The sequence below is a fragment of the Megasphaera sp. genome (assembly GCF_047831605.1).
GTDB classification, from domain to species: Bacteria; Bacillota; Negativicutes; order Veillonellales; family Megasphaeraceae; genus Megasphaera; species Megasphaera intestinihominis.
The window spans coordinates 1,955,959-1,977,889 of the sequence record NZ_CP181255.1 but is presented as its reverse complement, the minus strand read 5'-3'; the positions used below and the strand labels follow the sequence as shown (position 1 = coordinate 1,977,889).

The 21,931-nt window shown below is 53.9% G+C and carries 20 protein-coding genes and 1 tRNA gene; all 21 read right to left on the bottom strand.

Annotated elements, in window-relative coordinates; genetic code table 11:
- Positions 1–357 precede the first annotated feature (357 nt).
- Positions 358–434 (bottom strand) — tRNA-Val (locus ACFWUB_RS09520).
- Positions 435–507: 73 nt separating this feature from the next.
- The gene (locus ACFWUB_RS09515; RefSeq protein WP_292298615.1) at positions 508–1,059 is read right to left on the bottom strand and encodes a TlpA family protein disulfide reductase; all 552 of its coding nucleotides are present in this window, start codon (positions 1,057–1,059) and stop codon (positions 508–510) included.
- 133 nt (positions 1,060–1,192) lie between these two features.
- A complete protein-coding gene (locus tag ACFWUB_RS09510) occupies positions 1,193–2,398 on the bottom strand; it encodes an MFS transporter (protein ID WP_020310498.1) in 1,206 nt (401 codons plus the stop codon).
- A gap of 119 nt (positions 2,399–2,517) precedes the next feature.
- The gene (locus ACFWUB_RS09505; RefSeq protein WP_020310499.1) at positions 2,518–3,411 is read right to left on the bottom strand and encodes a LysR family transcriptional regulator; all 894 of its coding nucleotides are present in this window, start codon (positions 3,409–3,411) and stop codon (positions 2,518–2,520) included.
- Between the two features lie 141 nt (positions 3,412–3,552).
- The gene (locus ACFWUB_RS09500; RefSeq protein ID WP_302491090.1) at positions 3,553–3,825 is read right to left on the bottom strand and encodes a DUF1292 domain-containing protein; all 273 of its coding nucleotides are present in this window, start codon (positions 3,823–3,825) and stop codon (positions 3,553–3,555) included.
- A gap of 11 nt (positions 3,826–3,836) precedes the next feature.
- A complete protein-coding gene (gene ruvX, locus ACFWUB_RS09495; protein ID WP_020310501.1) occupies positions 3,837–4,253 on the bottom strand; it encodes a Holliday junction resolvase RuvX in 417 nt (138 codons plus the stop codon).
- A 7-nt stretch (positions 4,254–4,260) separates the two neighbouring features.
- Positions 4,261–4,521: an IreB family regulatory phosphoprotein gene (locus ACFWUB_RS09490; protein WP_020310502.1), complete on the bottom strand. Its 261-nt coding sequence runs from the start codon at positions 4,519–4,521 to the stop codon at positions 4,261–4,263.
- Between the two features lie 45 nt (positions 4,522–4,566).
- On the bottom strand, positions 4,567–7,167 hold the full coding sequence (alaS, locus tag ACFWUB_RS09485; protein WP_416183852.1) for an alanine--tRNA ligase: 2,601 nt from the start codon (positions 7,165–7,167) through the stop codon (positions 4,567–4,569).
- Positions 7,168–7,325: 158 nt separating this feature from the next.
- Complete coding sequence (locus ACFWUB_RS09480; RefSeq protein WP_292298611.1) at positions 7,326–8,069, bottom strand: C40 family peptidase; 744 nt, start codon at positions 8,067–8,069, stop codon at positions 7,326–7,328.
- Between the two features lie 42 nt (positions 8,070–8,111).
- Positions 8,112–9,038: a glycosyltransferase family 2 protein gene (locus ACFWUB_RS09475; protein WP_292298610.1), complete on the bottom strand. Its 927-nt coding sequence runs from the start codon at positions 9,036–9,038 to the stop codon at positions 8,112–8,114.
- A 36-nt stretch (positions 9,039–9,074) separates the two neighbouring features.
- Positions 9,075–9,446 carry a thioredoxin family protein gene (locus ACFWUB_RS09470; RefSeq protein WP_020310505.1) on the bottom strand — a complete coding sequence of 124 codons (372 nt, stop codon included), beginning with the start codon at positions 9,444–9,446 and terminating at the stop codon, positions 9,075–9,077.
- A 182-nt stretch (positions 9,447–9,628) separates the two neighbouring features.
- Positions 9,629–10,264 (bottom strand): ribosome biogenesis GTP-binding protein YihA/YsxC, encoded by a 636-nt coding sequence (gene yihA / locus ACFWUB_RS09465; RefSeq protein ID WP_020310506.1) that lies wholly within the window; start codon positions 10,262–10,264, stop codon positions 9,629–9,631.
- A complete protein-coding gene (gene lon, locus ACFWUB_RS09460; protein WP_292108143.1) occupies positions 10,264–12,597 on the bottom strand; it encodes an endopeptidase La in 2,334 nt (777 codons plus the stop codon). Before lon ends, yihA begins: the two co-directional genes overlap by 1 nt.
- 72 nt (positions 12,598–12,669) lie before the next feature.
- Complete coding sequence (clpX, locus tag ACFWUB_RS09455) at positions 12,670–13,908, bottom strand: ATP-dependent Clp protease ATP-binding subunit ClpX (RefSeq protein WP_020310508.1); 1,239 nt, start codon at positions 13,906–13,908, stop codon at positions 12,670–12,672.
- Positions 13,909–13,925: 17 nt separating this feature from the next.
- Positions 13,926–14,522: an ATP-dependent Clp endopeptidase proteolytic subunit ClpP gene (clpP, locus tag ACFWUB_RS09450; protein WP_020310509.1), complete on the bottom strand. Its 597-nt coding sequence runs from the start codon at positions 14,520–14,522 to the stop codon at positions 13,926–13,928.
- 41 nt (positions 14,523–14,563) lie between these two features.
- The gene (tig, locus tag ACFWUB_RS09445) at positions 14,564–15,907 is read right to left on the bottom strand and encodes a trigger factor (RefSeq protein ID WP_020310510.1); all 1,344 of its coding nucleotides are present in this window, start codon (positions 15,905–15,907) and stop codon (positions 14,564–14,566) included.
- 236 nt (positions 15,908–16,143) lie between these two features.
- Positions 16,144–18,570, bottom strand: a complete 2,427-nt coding sequence (gene pheT, locus ACFWUB_RS09440) for a phenylalanine--tRNA ligase subunit beta (RefSeq protein WP_020310511.1) — start codon at positions 18,568–18,570, stop codon at positions 16,144–16,146.
- Between the two features lie 13 nt (positions 18,571–18,583).
- On the bottom strand, positions 18,584–19,609 hold the full coding sequence (gene pheS, locus ACFWUB_RS09435; protein WP_292108141.1) for a phenylalanine--tRNA ligase subunit alpha: 1,026 nt from the start codon (positions 19,607–19,609) through the stop codon (positions 18,584–18,586).
- Between the two features lie 276 nt (positions 19,610–19,885).
- Complete coding sequence (locus ACFWUB_RS09430) at positions 19,886–21,025, bottom strand: acyl-CoA dehydrogenase family protein (RefSeq protein WP_292298599.1); 1,140 nt, start codon at positions 21,023–21,025, stop codon at positions 19,886–19,888.
- A 43-nt stretch (positions 21,026–21,068) separates the two neighbouring features.
- The gene (locus tag ACFWUB_RS09425) at positions 21,069–21,512 is read right to left on the bottom strand and encodes a PaaI family thioesterase (protein ID WP_020310514.1); all 444 of its coding nucleotides are present in this window, start codon (positions 21,510–21,512) and stop codon (positions 21,069–21,071) included.
- On the bottom strand, positions 21,505–21,924 hold the full coding sequence (locus tag ACFWUB_RS09420) for a PaaI family thioesterase (protein WP_416183851.1): 420 nt from the start codon (positions 21,922–21,924) through the stop codon (positions 21,505–21,507). Before ACFWUB_RS09420 ends, ACFWUB_RS09425 begins: the two co-directional genes overlap by 8 nt.
- Between the last annotated feature and the right edge of the window lie 7 nt (positions 21,925–21,931).

The window sequence follows — 21,931 nt, the reverse complement described above, 5'->3', positions numbered from 1 at the left end:
ACTCCTCCCGGGAATGCGCGTAAAAAGCCTACGTTTACAAGAATTCGTCCCGGTCTTTCGATCCAAGCGATATGCTATGAAATTATGATAATAGTTGACCCGGATTTTTTACGGTACGAATCCCAAAAGATTCCGTCCAACCCGAATCACATATACAGGATACTACATTTGTGAAACTTTTACCAATAACTTTTAAGAATAGAGTATGATAGTGGTTTGTGGCTCGTGGCTCGTGGTTCGTGGCTCGTGGTTCGTAGCTAGTGGCTCGTAAAAGCACTAAGTATTAGCCACGAACAACTAGCCACTAGCCACAAAAAAGAGCTGTCTATAAAGACAGCTCTTTTTTCACACACAATATGGTGGGCGGTAATGGATTCGAACCATCGACCCCCTCGATGTCAACGAGATACTCTAACCAACTGAGCTAACCGCCCATATTTTGTACTTCTCTGTGCGACTTGTTTATTATAACTTACTTTTCCCTATTTGGCAAGGGGTATGGGAAAATTATTTCAGCATTTTTTTGATTTCGTATGTCACCTGGCGCTCATTCAATACGGTATTAAAGGGGCGCGTCATCTGGCCGCCGCAGGCGATGAAGATAAGCTGCGGTACCTGATGGACGCCATAGTCATGGAGCATCTGTTTCTGTGTGCTGTATACGGGCAGGGCATATCCCTGCTGGTGGATATAGGACCGGCTATCTGCTGTATCCGGTCCGACGGGGATGGTCACGAAATAGACATCCTGGCCGTACTGGACACAGGCCTTTTCCAGGATGGCCAGCTGGCGCAGGCTGTCGCTGCTCCAGGATGCCCAGAAAAAGAGGCAGACCGGCTTTTGGTTATACAGAGCCTGCAAGCGTATGTCCCTTCCATCGGGAGCCTGCAGGACCTCATCAGGTGCCAGCATTTCCGTTTCCCGCTCGCTCACGTCTTCCGCTTCCCTGACGACGTCGGAACTATAGGCATCTTCTTCTTTGCCAGGCCAGAAAAAGACTGTCAGTATCAGACAGATACAGGCCAGGCCGGCCAGGATTTTCGTCTTGATGTTCATCATCTCTCCCCCCCTCTTTTTCTATCCATTATAACTGAAAAAAGTGGTTCGTGGCTAGGGGCTAACAACGTGAAGAGGGCTTGTCGTCGTACGACAAGCCCTCGAATCTGGGGATAGGATCTATTGTAATTACGTATTATGCGTGGATGTAGATGCGGACGGCCCGGTTGATGAGGTTGATCTTGCGTCCGTAGAAAATGTAGTACATGGCAAAGCAGGCAATGGCTACGATAGCAGCGACGGCATAGAGCTGGGGGAACGTGAGCAGGCCGTGGAGGCTGCCGAGGACATACGGGCCTACGCCGATGCCAAGGTCGAGGGCGACGAAGTACGTCGACAGGGCGACGCTGATGCGGTACGACGGAGTCAGTTTGATGCAGACTGCCTGACCGTTGGACATGAACGTGCCATAGCCGAGGCCGACGAAGACGCCCGATAAGAGAAGCTGCCACGAAGCACCGGTGATGCTGAGGAGGAACAAGCCGATGGCCAGGCAGATGTAGCAGGGATAGAGGACGTAATTTTCGCCTTTATGGTCGAAGATGACGCCCGTCATCGGACGGGTGATGGTGATGACGACGGCATAGACGACGAAGAAGAACGTGCCGGCCTGGACCAGGTTGATTTCACGGGCATAAGCGGCCAGGAAAGTCAGGACGCTGGAATAAGCGAAGCCCATGAAGAAGCCGATGATGGAGATGACCATGACGCGATATTCGACGTAATTGTCGAGGCTCATGGCTTTCATCTTGGCCACCTGTTCAGACGTGAGGGTAATTTCGTCGATGTGGAGGGCGATGCAGCCAATCATGCACAAGCCGACGAGGATGGCGCAGAGGGTGATGATAAAGGTGAAGTTCGTGACGACGATGAGGAACATGCCCAGGAAAGGTCCGACGGCAGCGGCCAGGCTAGTGCTCAGGCCGTAGTAGTTGATGCCTTCACCCCGCTTATCGGCAGGAATACAGGAAGCGACAATCGTGTTCGTCGCTGTCGAGACGATGCCATAGGCCATGCCGTTGAGGAAGCGGATAGCAAAGAGAATAGCGAGATTGGGAATATAAAAATATAATAACGTCGTTACAAAATAAAGGATGATCCCGCCATATAACGATTTGCGGCGGCCATACAATTCAATAGCTTTGCCGAACTGCAAGCGGGCCAGCAAAGTGCCGACGATGAAGATGCCCGAAGCCAGGCCGGCTTCACCGAGAGAAGCATGAAGCTGGTCTTTGGCGACGACGGCGATAATAACCATCAATAAATAATAAATGAGATAGACTACAAAATTGATACCTGTGTCGAGAAGGAAGTCTTTGTTCCAAAGTGATTGATTCGACATTCTGTATTCACTGCTCCTTTCGTATTTGCAAGCTAGATTCTACACCTTCTCTCCTATCTTGTATAACGCAAAAAAAAGATACCTGTCATCGTTTTTTACGATGGCAGATACCTTTATCATTATTTTTTGATATGATACACGCGACGGATATAGTCGACGAAGACCTGTATCGTCGCGTACTTGGGATTGTCCTTCTTATAGACCAGATAACAGGGCAGGCGCAGCGGCGGTTCCAATGCACAGTAGCCCTGGGTGATGCCCATGGCCTGGAGGAATCGTTCCGGCAGGATAGCTCCGATGCGGTTCTGCTGGCAATAGTTCATCATGGCATAGGGCGTGGAGAACCAGGCCTGCGTTTCCTGAGGCGGGCAGGCATGGGCCGTGAAATAGTGATTGATGTAGTTATTCATTTCGTATTGCGGCGAATATTGCGCCAACGGCTGGGATGCCACGTATTGAGGCGTCACGGCATGTTCCGGCAGATCCAGGTTCGGCCCGTAATAGACGAGGTTCTCGATGCCAAAAAAGACCTTCTCGTAGTCTTCCAGGTGCAGTGCCGGCAGATAAAAGAGGGACACGATATCCAGTTTATCGTCTTTCAGCCATTGGATCATCTCCCGGACTTCCAGGTTGTAGACCCGGAAAGAAGCGCCGCTGTGGTGCTCCTGGAAATAAGCGAGGTGGCGGTTCATGTGGACGTCGCCTAAGGACAGCATGATTCCCACCGACAGGGGCTGGGTCTTCCCTGTCCGCCCTGGCAGTTCGCTCATGGCTTCTTCTAATTCACCTAAAATGCGGGCTATTTTCGTGTAGAACATCTTGCCAGCCGGCGTCAAGTGACTTCCCCTGTTCGAGCGCTCGATGAGGCGGACGCCGACGAGGTCTTCCAGTTTCTTCATCTGCGCACTGAAAGCCGACTGGGTAATGTTGGCGGCATTGGCAGCCGTCGTGAAATTTCCATACTTCCCGTAAATGACGAAATTCCGCAGCTGCTGTATCGACGGTAAATCCATGGGACCTCCTTTTTTCGTTCCTCGTAGGTCGTTCCTCGTAGGTCGAAAAAAAGCATCCCATCACGATGAACGACGAACGATGAACGATAAAGCAAAAAGGCCTTGCATGATGGCCGAAACCTTCATGCAGGGCCCCTTCAATTACTTATCTAAGAGTTCATCGAATTTTGCATTGGCTGCGTCGAACTCTTCGTCCGTCGGTGCGACGTAGACGTCTTCGCCGTCTTCCTGGTCGACGCGGGCGATGATGGCATCGCCGCCTTCTTCGTCTTCCGTGACTTCGACGAGCAGGGCGAATACTTTACCATCGAGGTCGAGGCGCTGTACTTCCTGATATTCCACTTCGTTGCCTTGGTCATCCGTAGCGGTCACGATGATGACTTCTTCCAATTCGTTGTTCATTTCTTCCGACATAGTAGTCCTCCTTAATGAGCATGAGCGTCTAAATAATTCTGTAAAATAAGGATTGCTGCCATTTTATCGACAAACTGCTTGCGCTTTTCGCGCCGCACATTGCCTTCCTTTAATACATTCTGGGCCATAACGGTCGTCAGGCGTTCATCCCAATAGACAATGTCTATATCCGGGACGGTTTGCTGGAATCGTTCGACGAATTCTTCGATTTTTTTCATATTATCGCTGTAGTCACCGTTCATATGACGCGGCTTGCCTACGACGATGCGGTGTACTTCTTTTTCTTTGATCAGTTCGCGCAGACGGGCAAAGTCTGCTTCATCGGATTTACGGCGGATCGTTTCTACGCCCTGGGCCGTAATCAGCAAGGCATCGCTGCAGGCGACACCGATGGTCTTGGAACCGACATCGAGTCCTAAAATTCTCATATGTCTCCTATAAGTTGTGCTGTTTGACGTACGAACGGACTAATTCTTCGATGAGTTCATCTCGTTCGATGCGCCGGATATTGCTGCGAGCATTGTTGTGGCTCGTGATATACGTCGGGTCACCGGACAGGAGATAGCCTACGATCTGATTAATCGGGTTGTATCCTTTTTCTTCCAATGCGTGATATACATCTTCCAGAATCATGGATGCAACGGTCTGTTCTTCACTTCGGTTTTGCATAATCATCGTTTCGTCGCTTACTGCCATGTTCACTCACATCCTTTTTATTCAACTGGCATGACTGCCAAAAATTTATGCTAACATATCGCGTACGGCTGCGGCACCGGCTTTAAGGGCATCGCCCAATTTTTCCGGTTCCTTGCCGCCGGCCTGGGCCATATCGGGACGGCCGCCGCCATTGCCGCCAGCTGCCTGAGCAGCAGCTTTGATGATCTTGCCGGCATGGAGGCCTTTCTTGGTATCGCTCTTGGCGACTTTGCAGACGAAGTTGACTTTATCGCCATTGGTCATCCCCAAGAGGATGACGCCGCTGCCGAGCTTGTCGAGGACCGTATCAGCCAGGTCGCGCAGGTTATCCATAGAATCAGCCTGAGCGACGGCTGCGACGACAGGAACGCCGCCGATATCTTCTTTAGCTGCCAGGATGCTGTCCATATCGGACAGGGCTGCGTCTTTCTTGAGCTGAGCCAATTCTTTTTCCGTATCCTTGAGCTGGGCCAGGAGAGCTTCCAGTTTGGCCGGCGCATCGCTGACCTTGCCTTTCAAGAGGCCTGCCAGCTGCTGCAGTTCCTGCGATTCATCCTTAGCCAGCTTGAGGGCAGCCGGACCGGTAACGGCTTCGATACGGCGGACGCCGGAGCCAGTCCCGGTTTCGCTGGTAATGCGGAACGTACCGATGACCGACGTGTTGGCCACATGAGAGCCGCCGCAGAGTTCGCAGCTGAAGTCGTCGACGGAGACGACGCGGACGATATCGCCGTATTTTTCACCGAACAAGGCCATAGCGCCCTTTTCTTTGGCCGCATCGAGGGCCATTTCTTCGATGGTGACGGGGACGGCCTTGAGGATTTCTTCGTTGACCAGGGCTTCGATCTTATCCAGTTCATCCTGCGTGACCGGCGAGAAATGGGTGAAGTCGAAACGCAGGTGGTCCGGTGTGACCAGTGAGCCGGCCTGGTTGACGTGATTGCCCAGGACTTTGCGCAGGGCAGCCTGCAAGAGGTGTGTTGCCGTATGGTTGCGGGCCAGGTTCATATGACGCTGCTTGTCGACAGCGATATCGACGGCATCGTCCGTGCGGAGGACGCCTTCAGTGATTTCAGCGATGAGGTATACCAGGCCATTGGGCAGAGCCTGGGCATCAGTGACCTGTGCCTTGCCTTCAGCAGCACAGAGGACGCCTGTATCGCTGAGCTGACCGCCGCCTTCGGCATGGAAGGGGTTGTCGTCGAGGATGATCGTCACTTCCTGGCCGTCGCGGGCTTCGCTGATTTCGACGCCTTCCTTGCCGAGCATGGCAATCGTCGCTTTGACAGCCGTTTCGTCGTTGACCAGTTTCGACTGGTCCAGTTTGGTCGTATCCGGCGTAGCGACTTTGGCCGATACTTTGGTATGGGCAGCGCGGGCCCGTTCCTGCTGTTCCTTCATGGCTTCCTGGAAGCCGTCTTTATCGACTTTGAAGCCCTGTTCGCCGGCGATTTCTTCGGTCAGTTCCATGGGGAAGCCATACGTATCGTAGAGTTTGAAGACTTCAGCGCCAGTGAGGACTTTGTCGTCGCCCACATGGGCCATCATATCGTTGAGCAGTTCCATGCCCTGTGCCAGGGTAGCGCTGAACTGTTTTTCTTCTGTATTGATGATCTGTTTGATGAGGGCTTCGTGTTCCCGCGTTTCCGGATATTCATCGCCGAGGATGTCCAATACCGTATCGACGAGACCTGCCAGGAAGAGGTCCTTGATGCCCAGGAGGCGGCCGAAGCGGACGGCACGGCGCAGGATACGGCGCAGGACGTAGCCGCGGCCTTCATTGGACGGCAGGATGCCATCGGAAATCATGAAGGTAATGGCGCGGATATGGTCAGCAATGACCTTCATGGCCATCTTCTGACGGGGGTCATTGTAGTCGCCGCCGGAAATGGCGATGACTTTTTCGATGATTGGGAAGATGAGGTCCGTTTCAAAGTTCGATTCTTTCTGCTGGATGACCGAAGCCAGTCGTTCCAGACCGCAGCCCGTATCGATGTTCTTCTTGGCCAGCGGTTCGTACTTGCCGTCTTTAGTGCGGTTGTACTGGGTGAAGACGAGGTTCCAGATTTCCAGGTAGCGGTCGCAGTCGCAGCCGACGGTACACGTCGGTTTACCGCAGCCTCGTTCCGGGCCGAGGTCATAGAAGATTTCACTGTCCGGACCGCACGGGCCTTCGCCGATTTCCCAGAAGTTATCGTCGAATTTGAAAATCCGTTCGTCAGCCAGGCCAATCATATTATGCCAGTAGTCATAGGCTTCTTTGTCATCGGGATAGATGGTGACATACAATTTATCCGTATCCAGTTCCAGGACTTTGGTCAGGAATTCCCAGGCCCAGGAAATGGCTTCTTTCTTAAAGTAGTTGCCAAAGGAGAAATTGCCCAGCATTTCAAAGAACGTATGGTGACGGGCCGTACGGCCTACGTTGTCGATATCGTCAGTGCGGATGCACTTCTGACTCGTCGTGACGCGGTACGACGGCGGTACGAGCTTACCCGTGAAATATGGTTTGAGCGGTGCCATGCCGGCGCCGATGAGGAGCAGGCTGGGGTCGTTTTCCGGAATGAGCGGAAAACTGTGCAGGATCAAGTGCTCCTTGCTCTTAAAGAACTGTAAATAGGCTTTGCGGATTTCATTACCCGTCATGTACTTCATATAGTAAACACTCCCTCTAAATATCTTTCTACATGGGAAAATTATACGCTCATTTCCCCCTGTTCGGCAACCTTTTCTTGTGATTTTTTATCTCACAGCCCGGTTGTATAAGGAAAGGCTAGAGGACGACTGTTTCCTAGCCAGTTTGCCTATCTCCGAACCCGTGTAGCACCGACATAGCGCGGCGACCAATAGCCGCTGTCGAGGCTGTCTACGCGGATGCCGCCACTGCTGGTGGCACTGATGAAATTGTTATTGCCGACATAGATGCCCGTATGGGATACACCCGGTTCATACGTCGTGAAGAAGACCAGGTCGCCCGGCATGAGTTCGCTGCGGCGGACCCGCTGGCCTACTTCATATTGTTCATCTGCCAGGCGCGGCAGATTGATGCCATTATGGGAAAAGACATATTTCGTAAAGCCTGAGCAGTCGAAGCCTTCAGCCGGCGTATTGCCGCCGAATACGTAAGGGATGCCCAAATACTGGTATGCCGAATTGACCAGCTGGTTGCCGAAAGCATCGCCGCCGCTGAAATGACGGTATTTGCTGATAGCGCCATTGTTGAAGCGCGTCCCCTGCCCTCTCTTCATGACCGGCTTAGGCGGCAGCATGGAACGATTGCCTGTCAGGAGATAATAGGTCCAGCCGCCGACTTTACCGCTGACCTGGATTTTCTTATCTTTCTGATACTGCGATACGGCCCGCGCCGTATCATTGGTGTAAACGCCGTTGACATTGACCCGGTAGCCTTTACTGCGAAGAATCTGTTGAATCGAACGGACTTCATCGCCCCGGCTGCCAATGGTCAGCGGAGAAGCTGCCAGCGCCGGCAGTGCGGCAAAAACGAAAAGTGCGGCAAATATCCAAACTTTACTGATTTTTTTCCACATAAATACTCCTCTCTGTCTCGAAGGCCATACAACGCACCGTTCCTACCTGTCTTTATGCTGGCCGAGTTCAGCCCGCAGCCAATACAGAGGCCTATGTTTCACCTCTTCAAATATACGTCCTATATACTCTCCGATGACACCAATAAAAATGAGCTGGAACCCACTGAACAGGCAGTCGACGATCATCGTCGTCGTCCATCCCGGCACGGCTTCGCCCATTATATTACAATAGATGACATGCAAAATCAGGAGCAGGCTCAACAAACCGCTCAGCATGCCGATATAAAAGGAAACCCGCAGGGGAATCTTGGAATAGGCCATGATCCCGTCCAGGGCAAAATGAAGCATCTTGCGTACGGAAAACTTCGATTTCCCGGCATAACGCTTGGGTGCTACGAAATGAATAAAAGTCTGTGTGTAACCGATGTCCCCGATGAGGCCGCGGATGAAACGGTCGTGTTCGCGGAACTGCTTGAATGTTTCCAGGACCCGCTTATCGATGAGGCGGAAGTCGGACCCGCCTGGTGTGATGTGGACCGGGGATACGGCATTCAGTATACGATAATACCATTTCGACGTTATGCGCTTGAGGAAGCCCGCATCGTCCGTCGCTTCCCGTATGGTCTGGACGACGTCGTTGCCTTCGCGCCATTTCTGGACCAATTCGGGAATCATCGACGGCGGATGCTGCAAGTCACCATCCATGGTGATGACGGCGTCGCCAAGGGCATGATCCATGCCGCAGGTAATGGCCAGCTGATGACCGAAGTTACGGGCCAGGATAAAAGCCCGCACGTGCTCATCCTGCTGGGTCAAGCGGCTGAGGATGAGGGGCGTTGCATCTTTAGAACCGTCGTCGACAAAGATGATTTCATAATCCATATCGAGTGCCGCTGCGGCTTTCGTCGCCTCTTCATAGAATTTCTCAATGTTCGGCTGTTCATTGTATACAGGAACGACAATAGACAATAACTGTCGTCCCGTCCCTCTCGTTTCTGAATTCAATTATATCATCCCAATATTTTTGTTGTCAAAACCGGCAGCCTTGTTTTCTGCTACGACAGATGCCAGGAACTTGCTGATTTCCGCCTGCGAGGCATAGCCGATAATGCGTTTGAGTGGCTTACCGCCCTTAAAGAACAATAATGTCGGAACCGCCATGATTTCATATTTTTCGGCAATATTCCGCATCGTATCGACATTGATGCGTACTACTTTCACAGCATCGCCAAAATTCGCGGCAGCCTGGCTGATTTCCGAATGAACCATCTTGCACGGTTCGCACCAGGGAGCCCAGAAGTCTGCGATGACAATGCCCGGCTGATGAAGGACTTTCACAGAAAAATCAGCATCACTGTCAATCGAAACTACTGCCATGATTATACAACCTCCCATCTGGCCGATGTAAATCAAATCCATTATACCACTTTCGCTTAATGAAGCCAACTAGAAACATCGTTCGCTATAAAAGGAGCAAAAAAGGGGCTGTCCTTTGAAGACAGCCCCTTTTTAGGGGGTTAGCAGTTAGGGGTTCGTGGTTCGTGGCTAGCGGCTAACTGCTACCTGCTGACGGCCAGCACCCGTTCAAAGAGGTTCTTGGCCAGGGGGCCGAAGCCGTCGCGTTTTAGCGACGAGTAGGCCAGGGCCGGCCGGTCTGACGGGAAGAGTTTGTTGAGCTGGGCCAGGTTGCGGTTCTTTTCATTGGCCTTGAGCTTGTCCGCCTTGGTCCCTACGATCTGCAGGGGAACGCCGGCGCTGGCCAGCCAGTCATAGGCCTGCTGGTCGATGGCCAGGCCGGGATGGCGCAGGTCGACGAGCAGGCAGAGGACGCAGAGGTTCGGCGACTGCGTGACGTATTCGCCGATGAAGGCACTCCACATGTCACGGTTCCTGCCGCCAGTCTTGGCAAAGCCATAGCCCGGCAGGTCGACTAAGTAGAACGGCAGGCGCTGCTCCCCTTCTTCTTCATCGCGCCGTCGCAGGGCTGCGCTGAAGTAGTTGATAGTCTGCGTCTTCCCCGGTGCGCCGCTGACACGGGCCAGGCCGCGGTGGTTGCACAGGGAATTAATCAGGCTCGACTTGCCGACGTTGGAACGGCCGAGGAAGGCGACTTCCGGCACGTTCCCTTCGGGGTACTGGTCGCGGCGGACCGCCGTCGTGGCATAGGCCGCCTTGATGATATCATACGAAGCCATCAGGACTTCACCAGTGCCTGAGCCAGCACTTCATCCATATGGTGAACGAAGACGAATTTGACGTCTTTTTTGACCGACTGCGGCACTTCGTCCATGTCGCGCTTGTTTTCTTCAGGCAAGAGGATCTTCTTGATGCCTGCCCGGTGAGCGGCGATGACTTTTTCCTTGATGCCCCCTACGGGCAGGACCGTCCCGCGCAACGTGATTTCACCGGTCATGGCTACGTCGTGGCGGACGGCTTTGCCCGTCAGGGCCGACGTAATGGCCGTGGCCATGGTGATGCCTGCCGACGGACCGTCTTTAGGGATGGCTCCTTCGGGCAGGTGGATGTGCAAGTCCATGTTGGCGTAGAAATCGGCATCAATGCCCAGGACATCGGCCCGGCTGCGGACGTAGGTCACGCCGGCTTCAGCCGATTCCTTCATGACGTCGCCGAGCTGGCCCGTGAGCAGCAGGCGGCCTTTGCCCTTGACGGCAACGGCTTCCGTTTCCAGGACTTCACCGCCGACCTGGGTCCAGGCCATACCGGTGACGATGCCGACTTCGTCGTCTTTGTGGACCGTTTCCGGCAGGAATTTGACCGGACCGAGCAGTTTTTCCAGGTTCTTGACGGAGACGCTGAGCGGTACTTCGTCGTTCATGAGCAGGGATTTGCCGATACGGCGGCAGACCGTACCGATGGTCTTTTCCAGGCTGCGGACGCCCGATTCGCGCGTATAGCCTTCGATGATATGGCGCAGGACGGCGTCGGAGAACTTGGCCTGACTCGGTTTAAGGCCATTTTCTTTGATCTGTTTCGGCACCAGATAGCGCTTGGCGATCTGGACCTTCTCTTCTTCTGTATAACTCGTGAAGTCGATGATTTCCATGCGGTCCATGAGGGGCCGGGGAATATCGCCGAGGACGTTGGCCGTCGTGATCCAGAAGACTTTCGACAAGTCGAAGGGCAGTTCCAGGAAATGGTCACTGAAAGTATTGTTCTGTTCCGGGTCGAGGACTTCCAGCAGTGCCGACGACGGGTCGCCGCGCATGTCGGACGTCATCTTGTCTATTTCGTCGAGGAGGAAGACCGGGTTCTTGACGCCGGCCTGTTTCATACCGGCCAGGATACGGCCCGGCAGGGCACCGATATAAGTCCGGCGATGGCCGCGGATTTCAGCTTCATCGCGGACGCCGCCCAGGGATATGCGGACGTACTTGCGGTTCATGGCCCGGGCGATGGATTTGGCGATACTCGTCTTGCCCGTGCCCGGAGGACCGACAAAACAGAGAATCGGCCCTTTCAGGCTGTGCGTCAGCTGTTTGACCGCTAAATATTCGATGATTCGGTCTTTGACCTTCTTCAGGCCGTAATGGTCTTCATCGAGGACTTTCTGCGCTTCGTTGAGGTCCAGGCGGTCCTTGGTTTCCTTCTTCCAGGGAAGGGCCATGGCCCAGTCGAGGTAGGTGCGGATGATGGCCGATTCCGCCATCATGGGCGGCATGGAGTCGAGGCGGTCCACTTCCTTGAGCAGGGCCTTTTCGATGTCTTCGTCGAGCTTCATCTTCTTGATCTGGTCGCGGAGTTCCTGGACTTCCGTGTCCTTGTCGACTTTGTCGCCCAATTCTTCATGGATGGCCTTGATCTTTTCCCGCAGGTAGTATTCTTTCTGCTGCTGGTCCATCTTGCCGCGGACTTCCATGTTCAGCTTCGATTCCAGGTTGGCAATGTCGACTTCCGTATCCAAGAGCGACGCAATGCGGCGCAGGCGGGCTTCGACGTCAGCCGTTTCCAGGAGCTGCTGGCGGATGACCAGGCGCAAGGGCAGCTGGGATGCAGCGAAGTCAGCCAGGACGCCCGGTTCGTCGATGTTCTTGGCATTTTCGCTGGCTTCTTCGCCGTCGCGGAGATTGCCCATCCAGTCCAGGAGCCGCTTGAGGACGACCCGGCGCAGGGCTTCTTCTTCGACTTCGTTGCGGCTGATTTCAGCCACTTTGACGGCAGCCCCTTCGAGGTAATCGGCTTTCTGGGAAAAGCCCTGCATGCGGACGCGGGAAATGCCGTTGACCAGGATGCGGACCAGGCCGCCAGGCATGCGCAGGAGCTGTTCGATCTTGACCAGGCAGCCGATGGTATAGACATCGTCAAAACCCGGATTGTCTTCGTTTTCATCGACCTGGGTCGCTACCAGGAGCTGCCGGTCGTGTTCCATGGCGTAGTCGACGGCAGCCAGGGACGTATCGCGGCCGATGTCGATGTGGCTGACCAGCTTCGGATAGACGACGATGCCCCGGAGCGGGACAAAAGGCAGGGCCAGGATATCTTGCTCGTTGAGCACAACGTTTTCGTTCATACACTTCACCTTCTTCTATGGAAAAATAAAACTCATTTCCGGTTTAAGAAATGAGTTTTATTGTACATTATATCATTTTGCCTCTTTCAATACGAGGTCGGGCTCAGCGCCTTCTTTGACGCATTTTTCCGTGACGATGCACTTGGCTACGTCGTCGCGGCTCGGTACATCAAACATGACATCGAGCATGATCCGTTCGATGATAGAGCGAAGCCCGCGGGCACCGGTATTGCGCCGCAGCGCTTCCTTGGCAATGGCCTGGAGAGCTTCCGGCGTAAATTCGAGATCTACGTCGTCCATGGACAGCATCTTCTGATACTGTTTGACCAGGGCGTTCTTCGGTTCTGTCAGGATGTGTACCATCGCATCTTCATCGAGAGGATTGAGAGTAACCAATACGGGCAGGCGGCCGATCAATTCCGGGATGAGGCCGAACTTCTGGAGGTCCGTCGGGATGATTTCCTTGAGGAGCGATTCCATGGAGTGTTCGGACTTGGAGTGGATGTCCGCACCGAAACCCATATTCTTGTCCGTCGTACGGTTGAGGATGGTCTTGTCGATACCATCGAAAGCGCCGCCGCAGATGAACAGGATGTTCGTCGTGTCGATCTGGAGCATTTCCTGGTGGGGATGCTTGCGGCCGCCCTGAGGCGGAACGCCGGCAACGGTCCCTTCGAGGATCTTCAACAAGGCCTGCTGGACGCCTTCACCGGAAACGTCACGGGTAATGGACGGGTTTTCCGATTTGCGGGCAATCTTATCGATTTCGTCGATGTAGATGATGCCCCGTTCAGCTTTGGCAATATCGTAATCAGCGGCCTGGATGAGCTTGAGCAGGCAGTTTTCGACGTCTTCGCCGACATAGCCGGCTTCGGTCAGGCTCGTCGCATCGGCGATGGCAAAGGGCACATCGAGGAGGCGGGCCAGGGTCTGGGCCAGGAGGGTCTTGCCGCTCCCAGTCGGGCCGACCATGACGATATTCGACTTCTGGAGCTCTACATCATCATCAGAGGCACTGAAATTGGTCTGGAGCCGCTTGTAGTGGTTGTACACTGCAACGGAAAGGGTCTTCTTGGCTGCTTCCTGGCCGATGACGTATTCATCAAGGGTAGCCTTGATTTCATGCGGCGTCGGCAGGTCCTTGAGCTGGAAGTCCGGCGTTTCTTCCGCCTTTTCTTCTTCCATGATGTGCTGCGCTACGGCAACACATTCGTCGCAGATATAGACACCCGGGCCGGCAATGAGCTTCTGTACTTCGCTCTGGGGCCGGCCGCAGAAACTGCAACGCGGTTCATCATTCCTATCGTTCATCTTGTCTTCCTCCTGTCCTATTTCGTTTCATCCGGCAGCGGACGGGTCAGGATTTCATCGATGAGGCCGTATTCCTTGGCTTCTTCGGCAGTCATGAAATTATCCCGTTCCGTATCCTTCTGGATGACGTCAATGGGCTGTCCTGTGTGTTCAGACAAGATACCGTTCAATTCCTTGCGCATGCGCAGGATTTCGCGGGCATGGATTTCGATTTCCGTAGCCTGGCCCTGGACACCGCCGAGAGGCTGGTGGATCATGACCTGGGAATGCGGCAGGGCGAAGCGTTTGCCCTTGGCACCGGCCGTTAGGAGTACCGACGCCATGCTGGCAGCGGAACCGACGCAGATCGTCGAGACGTCCGGCTTGATGTACTGCATGGTATCGTAGATGGCCATGCCTGCCGTGACGACGCCGCCAGGACTGTTGATATATAAGTGGATATCCTTGTCAGGATTTTCTGCTTCCAGGAAAAGGAGCTGGGCGATGATGCTGTTGGCAACGGTATCATCAATCGGGCCGCCGAGGAAGACGATGCGGTCTTTCAACAGGCGGGAATAGATATCATAGCTCCGTTCCCCTTGTGCCGTCTGTTCGACGACGATGGGTACATACATATTTGTCAAAACTAACACCTCCGGAGAATGCGTTTCCGGGATTAGTCTTCAGCCTTTGCGTCTTCAGCTTTAGCTTCTTCTTTTTTGTCTTCGTTCGGGTCGACGGCATTTTTTAGGATGAAGCTGGCTGCTTTTTTACGGCCGACAGACTGTACGAGCATGGGAACGCGATGTTCTTTCAAAATGATCTTGTAGACTTCTTTCGGATCGGCACCGAAGTTCTGAGCCATCGTGATGATTTCAGCCTGGAGATCGATGTCTTTGACTTCGATGTTTTCAGCTTTGGCGATAGCTTCGAGGACGAGGTCCATCTTTACGTTTTCTTTAGCCGGTTCAGCGTAATGTTCTTTGAGTTTGTCCATATCCTGGTTCATGTATTTGAGATAATCGTCGAGGCTCATGCGCTGTGTTTCCAGTTTCATGGCCAGTTCTTCGATCATCTGGTCGATTTTGTCGTCGATCATGACCTGCGGGATATCGACTTCGGCATTGTTGACAGCCGTCTTCAGGACTTCAGAGTTGAATTTTTCCAAAGCCTGGAAGGATGCTTTCGATTCGAGGCGTTTGCGGATGTCGGCTTTGAGGTCGTCGACGCTGTCGAATTTGCCGGCTTCTTTAGCGAATTCATCGTCGATGGCCGGGAGTTCGCTGCGTTTTACGTCGTTGACTTTAACGGCGAAGACAGCTTCTTTGCCAGCCAGGGATTTTTCAAAGTAATCTTCCGGGAAGGTGACTTTGACGTCTTTTTCGTCGCCAGCTTTGCAGCCGATGAGCTGATCTTCAAAGCCCGGGATGAAGCTGCCGGAGCCGATCTGGAGCGGATAGGATTTGCCTTCGCCGCCTTCGAATGCGACGCCGTCGACAGTGCCTTTGAAATCGATGACAGCGAAGTCATCTTTTGCAATTTCCGTGCCTTCCGGAGCTACGACGAGTTTCGCATGCTGTTTCTGGAGGTTAGCCAGTTCTTTGGCTACGTCTTCGTCGGTTACGTCGACTTTGTCTTTGGCAACGGTAATGCCCTTGTATTCGCCGAGTTTGACTTCCGGTTTCTTGGTGACCGTAGCTTCAAATACGACGTCTTTGCCTTTTTCGTCGGTAATGACGTTCAATTCCGGTTCAGTTACAGGAACGATGCCTTCCTGGTCGAGGGCATCGCTGTAGGCTTTATTGGCAATAGCTTCAAAAACTTCCTGTTTGACAGCATCTTTGCCCAAGAAGCTTTCCAGTACCATGCGCGGTGCTTTCCCCTTGCGGAAGCCCGGGATATTGACACGGCTTGCCAAGTTCTTGCAAGCTGCTGCTGCCTGTTTGGAAGCGTCTTTAGCAGGCACTTCAATGTGCAGGGTTACTTTGTGCTGGTCTACTTCATTCACTGTTACGTTCATTCTAAGTATGTCCTCCTTATGGGCCGGTAGAGCCCTGAATATCTCTAAAATACCATATTACGCTCTACATCATACCACAACTTTACTTTTTTTACAATATGGGTAAAGGCGCTGTCGCATAAAGACAGCGCCTTTTTGAGTTTGAAGTTTGTAGTTTTTAGTTTGCAGTGAAATGGTTAAAAATTAAAGGCCATCTTCTACAAACTACAAACTTTGTATTACAAACCAATCACTCCCTACCGCAATTCGCAGCCGAATTTTTCTTTCAGGTCTTTGACGATGGCGTCGACCGGGGCCTGGATGTCGGCGTCGGTCAGGGTCCCTTCTTCGGAACGGAAGACTAAGGAATAGGCCAGGCTCTTGTAGCCCTGCGGTACCTGTTTGCCCGTGTACATGTCGAAGAGGTGGACGGCTTCCAGGTTGTCGCCGCCGTCTTCTTTGATGACGCTGACGATGTCGGCATTGGCCGTAGCCAGCGGTGCCAGGAAGGCCAGGTCGCGGCTCGATGCCGGGAACTTGGCGACTTTATGGTAATCCGGCAGGAGGTTGACCAAGGGCAGGATAGCGTCCATATGCATTTCAAAGACATAGACCGGGCCGGCGACATCGTAATTGTCGATAGCCTTGGGGTGGAGTTCGCCGAAGTCGCAGAGGACTTTGCCGTCTTTGACGTAGCGGGCAGCCTTGCCCGGATGGAGCAGCGCCCAGTCGGAGACTTCCAGGTCGGCCTGGATGCCCAGTCCCTGGAGGACGGCTTCGACGAGGCCCTTGACGTCATAGAAGTCATAATTTTCCGCTTTGGCCGGCCATTCAGCAGGCGTGCGCTGGCCGTAGAGGAGGCCGCTGACATAGAATTCCTGTTCCGGCAGTTCCGTCAGGGGCAGCTGTTTCGGCCGATAGACCGGTGCGATTTCGTAGATGCCGACAGACGGATTCTTGACGGCCTGGTTGCGGACCAGGACATCCATCAAGGTCGGTACCAGCGTCGTCCGCATGAGCGGGAAGTCTTCCGTAATCGGGTTGAGGATGGGCACGGCGTTGTATACGGCATCGCCGTCCTTGAAGAGGAGCTTCTTCAGCTGGTCCGGGTGCATGAAGCTGAACGTGACCGTTTCGTTGAGGCCGCTGCTGCTGAGGATGGACGAAATCTTTTCGCCTACGTCGTGGTGGAAGCCGGCTTCGCCTTTGGAAATGGGAGCGGCCGGGCGCGTAGACGGGATGTTTTCATAGCCGTAGACGCGGGCTACTTCTTCGGCGATGTCCGGCATTTCCGTGCAGTCGCCGCGATAGCTGGGAACGACGGCCGTCAAGGTATCGCCGTCTTTTTCAATGCCGAACTGCAGCGTTTCCAGGATATGGACCATGTCGGCTTCCGGGATTTCCGTGCCCAGGAATTTGTTGACCTGAGCCGCCGTAAAGGCGATGCGCGTCGTAGCCTGCGGTTTCGGATAGACATCGACGACGCCTTGGGCTACGTCGCAGGCGCCCATTTCCTGGAGGAGCTGGGCACAGCGGTCGATGGATTTGATGCAGCTGTCCGAATCGAGTCCTCGTTCAAAACGGCCGGAAGCTTCGGAACGCAGGCCGAGCATACGGCCCGTATGACGGATGTTGGAGCCTTTGAAGGAAGCACATTCGAGGATGACCGACGTCGTCTGGTCCGTGACTTCCGTATCCATGCCGCCCATGATGCCGGCGACGCAGCAGGCTTTTTCTTCATCGGCGATGACCAGCATGTTGTCGGTCAATTTACGGTCTACATCATCCAGAGTCTTCAAGGCTTCATCGGCTTTGGCCCGGCGGGCGATGAGGTGATGGCCGGCGACTTTATCGTAGTCATAGGCATGGAGTGGGATGCCCAGTTCGATCATGGTGTAGTTGGTAGCGTCGACGACGTTGTTGATGGGACGGACGCCGGACTTGCGCAGGCGCTGCTGCATCCACATAGGCGACTTGCCGATCTTGACGTTCAGGAGCAGGCGGGCGGCATAGCGGCTGCACAGTTCTTCGTCGTCAATGGATACTTTGACCTTGCCGTCGATGGGCGTGTCACATTCTTTGACGGAAATATCCGGGTAACGGGCTTCTTTGCCGCTGAGGACGGCGAATTCACGGGACAGGCCGACCATGGAGAAGCAGTCGGCGCGGTTGGCCGTCAGTTCATATTCATAGACGACGTCGCGGACCTGGAGATAGTCGGCCGCATCGACGCCGAGGGGCGTATCGGGCGGCAGGATCCAAATGCCTTCCCGTTCTTCCGGCAAGAGCAGGCTGTCGTCGAAGCCGAATTCGTGGGCCGAGCAGAACATGCCGTTGGACAAGACGCCGCGCAGCTTCGAGCGCTTGATCTTAGTGCCGCCCGGCAGATGAGCGCCGTGGACGGCGACGGGGACGATCTGGCCGACGCGGACGTTGGTCGCAGCCGTGACGATCTGGAGCTGTTCATCCCCCATGTCTACCTGGCAGACGACGAGTTTATCCGCATCGGGGTGCTTGTCGATCTGAAGGATCTTCCCGGTCTTTACTTTCTTGACTTCTGTCCCCCAGTATTCCACCTGTTCGACAGGGATACCGGCAATGGTCAATTTATCGGCAAATGCCTGCATGTCCTGGTTCATGTCGACGTCGACATAATCCTGCATCCAAGTTAAAGAACTTTTCATTATTCATACCCTCCTAGAACTGGTTCAAGAACCGCATATCGTTTTCATAGAACAAGCGCAAATCATCGATGCCGTATTTCAACATGGCAATGCGTTCGACGCCCATGCCGAAGGCAAAACCCGTGACGACGTCCGGGTCATAGCCGTTCAGGCGCAGGACGCTGGGATTGACCATGCCGCAGCCGAGGATTTCCAGCCAGCCCGTGTGGGAGCAGACACGGCAGCCCTTGCCGCCGCACATGACGCAGGAAATATCGACTTCGGCGCTCGGTTCCGTGAAGGGGAAGTAGCTGGCGCGGAAGCGGACTTTCGTCTGCGGTCCGAAGATGTCGCGCAGGAAGTCTTCGAGCATGCCCTTGAGGTCGGAGAAGCGGATGTCCTTGTCGATGATCATGCCTTCCATCTGGTGGAAGACCGGCGAATGGGTCGCATCGTAGTCGCAGCGGTATACCTTGCCCGGTGCGATGATCTTGAAGGGTTCGTTAGGCTTGTGGGCCTGCAAGGTCCGTGCCTGCATGCCCGATGTATGGGTCCGCAGGAGGATGTTATCCGTAATGTACATGGAGTCCTGCATGTCCCGGGCCGGATGGTCTTCCGGCAGATTCAGGCATTGGAAGTTATAGTAATCCGATTCGATATCCGTCCCTTCGACGATGGAGAAGCCCATGCGCAGGAACGAGTCTTCCATCAGGCGCAGAGTCTGATGAAGGGGATGTTCGTGGCCCATGACCGGTTTGCGGCCCGGCAGGGTAATGTCGATTTTTTCCGATTCGATCTTCGCAGCCAATTCCTTGGCCTTGACTTCTTCCATCTTGGCCTTGATCTGTTCTTCGATGGCATTGCGGGCCGTGTTGACGAGCTGGCCGACTTTAGGCCGTTCTTCTTTGGAAAAATTCTTCATTTCCTTCATAATTGCCGTCAGTTCCCCTTTTTTACCCAGGAACTTGACGCGGATATCCTGTACGTCCTGAAGATGTTCGCTCTTGGCGAGCTGTTCATTGACGGCCGCTTTGATGGCCTCGATCTTATCACTGATCATACTTTCTTCCTCCTACTGGCAAGTACAAAAAAATAGACTCCCGCCCCCTAAGGGGCGAAAGTCTCATTCGCGGTACCACCCTACTTGATTCTCGATTGTCCTGTAACGGGAACCCCCGTCCTGCCTACTCCGTTCAGCAGGAGGCTCTAAAGTGAACGCATGGAACATCCGGCACGAGGCTCTCAATCTGCGGCCTCGATTCCCTGTAGGCGGAGTCAGTTCCATCCCCTCTTTATCATTGCCATAAATCCCTCTATGGGTTTGTTATATATTGTATCAGTAAAGTGTCTTATTTGCAATAACCAACCGCTGAATTTGGTTGGTGCCTTCGTAAATCTGCATGATTTTGGCGTCACGCATGTATTTTTCGACAGGGTATTCCTTGATATAGCCATAGCCGCCCATGACCTGGACTGCATCGGTCGTGACCTGCATGGCCACGTCGGACGCGTTGCACTTGGCAATGGCCGCTTCACGGCTGAAGTCCATACCCTGGTCCTTCATCCAGCAGGCGCGGTGGACCAGGAGGCGGGCTCCTTCGACTTTCATGGCCATATCGGCAATCATGGCCTGGACCATTTCAAAGGAAGCGATGGGTTTGCCGAACTGTACGCGGACCTTGGCATATTCGCAGCAGGCACGGAAAGCGGCTTCGGCAATGCCGACGGAAACGGCACCGACGAAGGGACGGGCTGCATCCAAAGTATCCATGGCGATGTGGAAGCCATAGCCTTCGCGGCCGAGACGGTCTTCGACAGGGACGAAGCAGTCCTGGAAGATGAGCTCCGTCGTATTGGAAGCGCGGATGCCCATTTTATTTTCAGCCTTGCCGACTGTGAAGCCCGGCGTCCCCTTGCGGACGATGAAGGCCGTCAAGCCGCGGATGCCGCCGCTCTTGCGGGTGTTGGCGAAGACGACGAAGACTTCGGCCAGGGCGCCGTTGGTAATGAAGCATTTCGTACCATTGAGGATATAGCCTTTGCCGTCTTCGGTCTTCATGGCCCGCGTCGAAACGGAACCGGCATCGGAACCGGTGCCCGGTTCAGTCAGGGCAAAAGCGGCCAGGTTGTCTTCATTGATGATATCGAAATAGCGTTTCTTCTGGTCGTCGTTACCGGCAATGATGACGGGATACGAGGCCAGGGCATTGGCAGCGACGGTCGTAGCGACGCCGGCACAGCCTTTGCCTAATTCTTCATAAATAGCGGCGATAGTGATGGCGTCGAGGCCGGCACCGCCGAATTCTTCCGGAATGGCGACGCCCAGCAGGCCCTGGGCTGCCAATTTTTCCAGGAGCCCTTCATGGAGTTTTCCCGTTTCATCCATTTCCGAAGCGTAGGGGACGATTTCTTTTTCCACCAGGTCGCGGACAACCTTGATGATTTCTTTCTGTTCGTCGTTATAAGCAAAATCCATCTTTGTACTAACCAACCTTCCCTATAATTACATGATTATCCTATCAATCGAGTTTTTTCAAAATATAAAAAGACGACCGCCCTTTTACGATAATATTACCGCTGGCATCATAACATTCACATTCGACGACAATGGTCTTCCGGCCGTGGTGAATGACCTGGCCCACGCCGGTAATGTGCTCGCCGCCTTTGACACTGCGGATATAGTTCATGTTGATTTCCAGCGTCGTCACCTGGAAGCCCAGGGTCCGGCTGGCCATGCCCATGAGGGTATCGCAGAAAGCGGCCAGGACGCCGCCCGAGGCAATGCCCCGGTAATTGCAGGAATGACGGCTGATATCGAAGCCGATGCGGACGCGGCCGACGTCGAGCTTTTCTACCGTACAGGGCATGCTCTGGAAATAAGGTGTATGCGAATAAATACTGTCCAGCATACGATGCAGCCGTTCTGCCACTTCCGGGCTCACTGCTTCTTCTGGTTCATTCATCCGTATGCCCCCTTTCTCCCTCAAAGACGTAGGCCCCTGTCACAAAGAAGGTGCCCTTGCCATGAGCTAAATAGCGCTGGTCATTATCGTAAAAATCACAGAGGGCGACCATCGTCGTACGGCCGTTATGGATGATCCTGGCTTCGGCCCGGATGACCGTATTGGCAAAAGCCGGACGCAGGTAATTCATACCCAGGTCCAGTGTGAGGACGGCTTTGCCACAGACAGCACAAGCAGCCTCCATCGCCGAATCGGCCATGGAATAGAGGACACCGCCGTACATGGTACCATTGGGATTATCCCATTTCGAGCCTTTATTCTCAAAAGTGAGGATCGTACTCTCTGGTTCAGTCTTTTCGACGTGGAAATCCATAAAGGTATCGAAGGGATTTTTGTGAATTTCTCGTTCCAACCGCTTA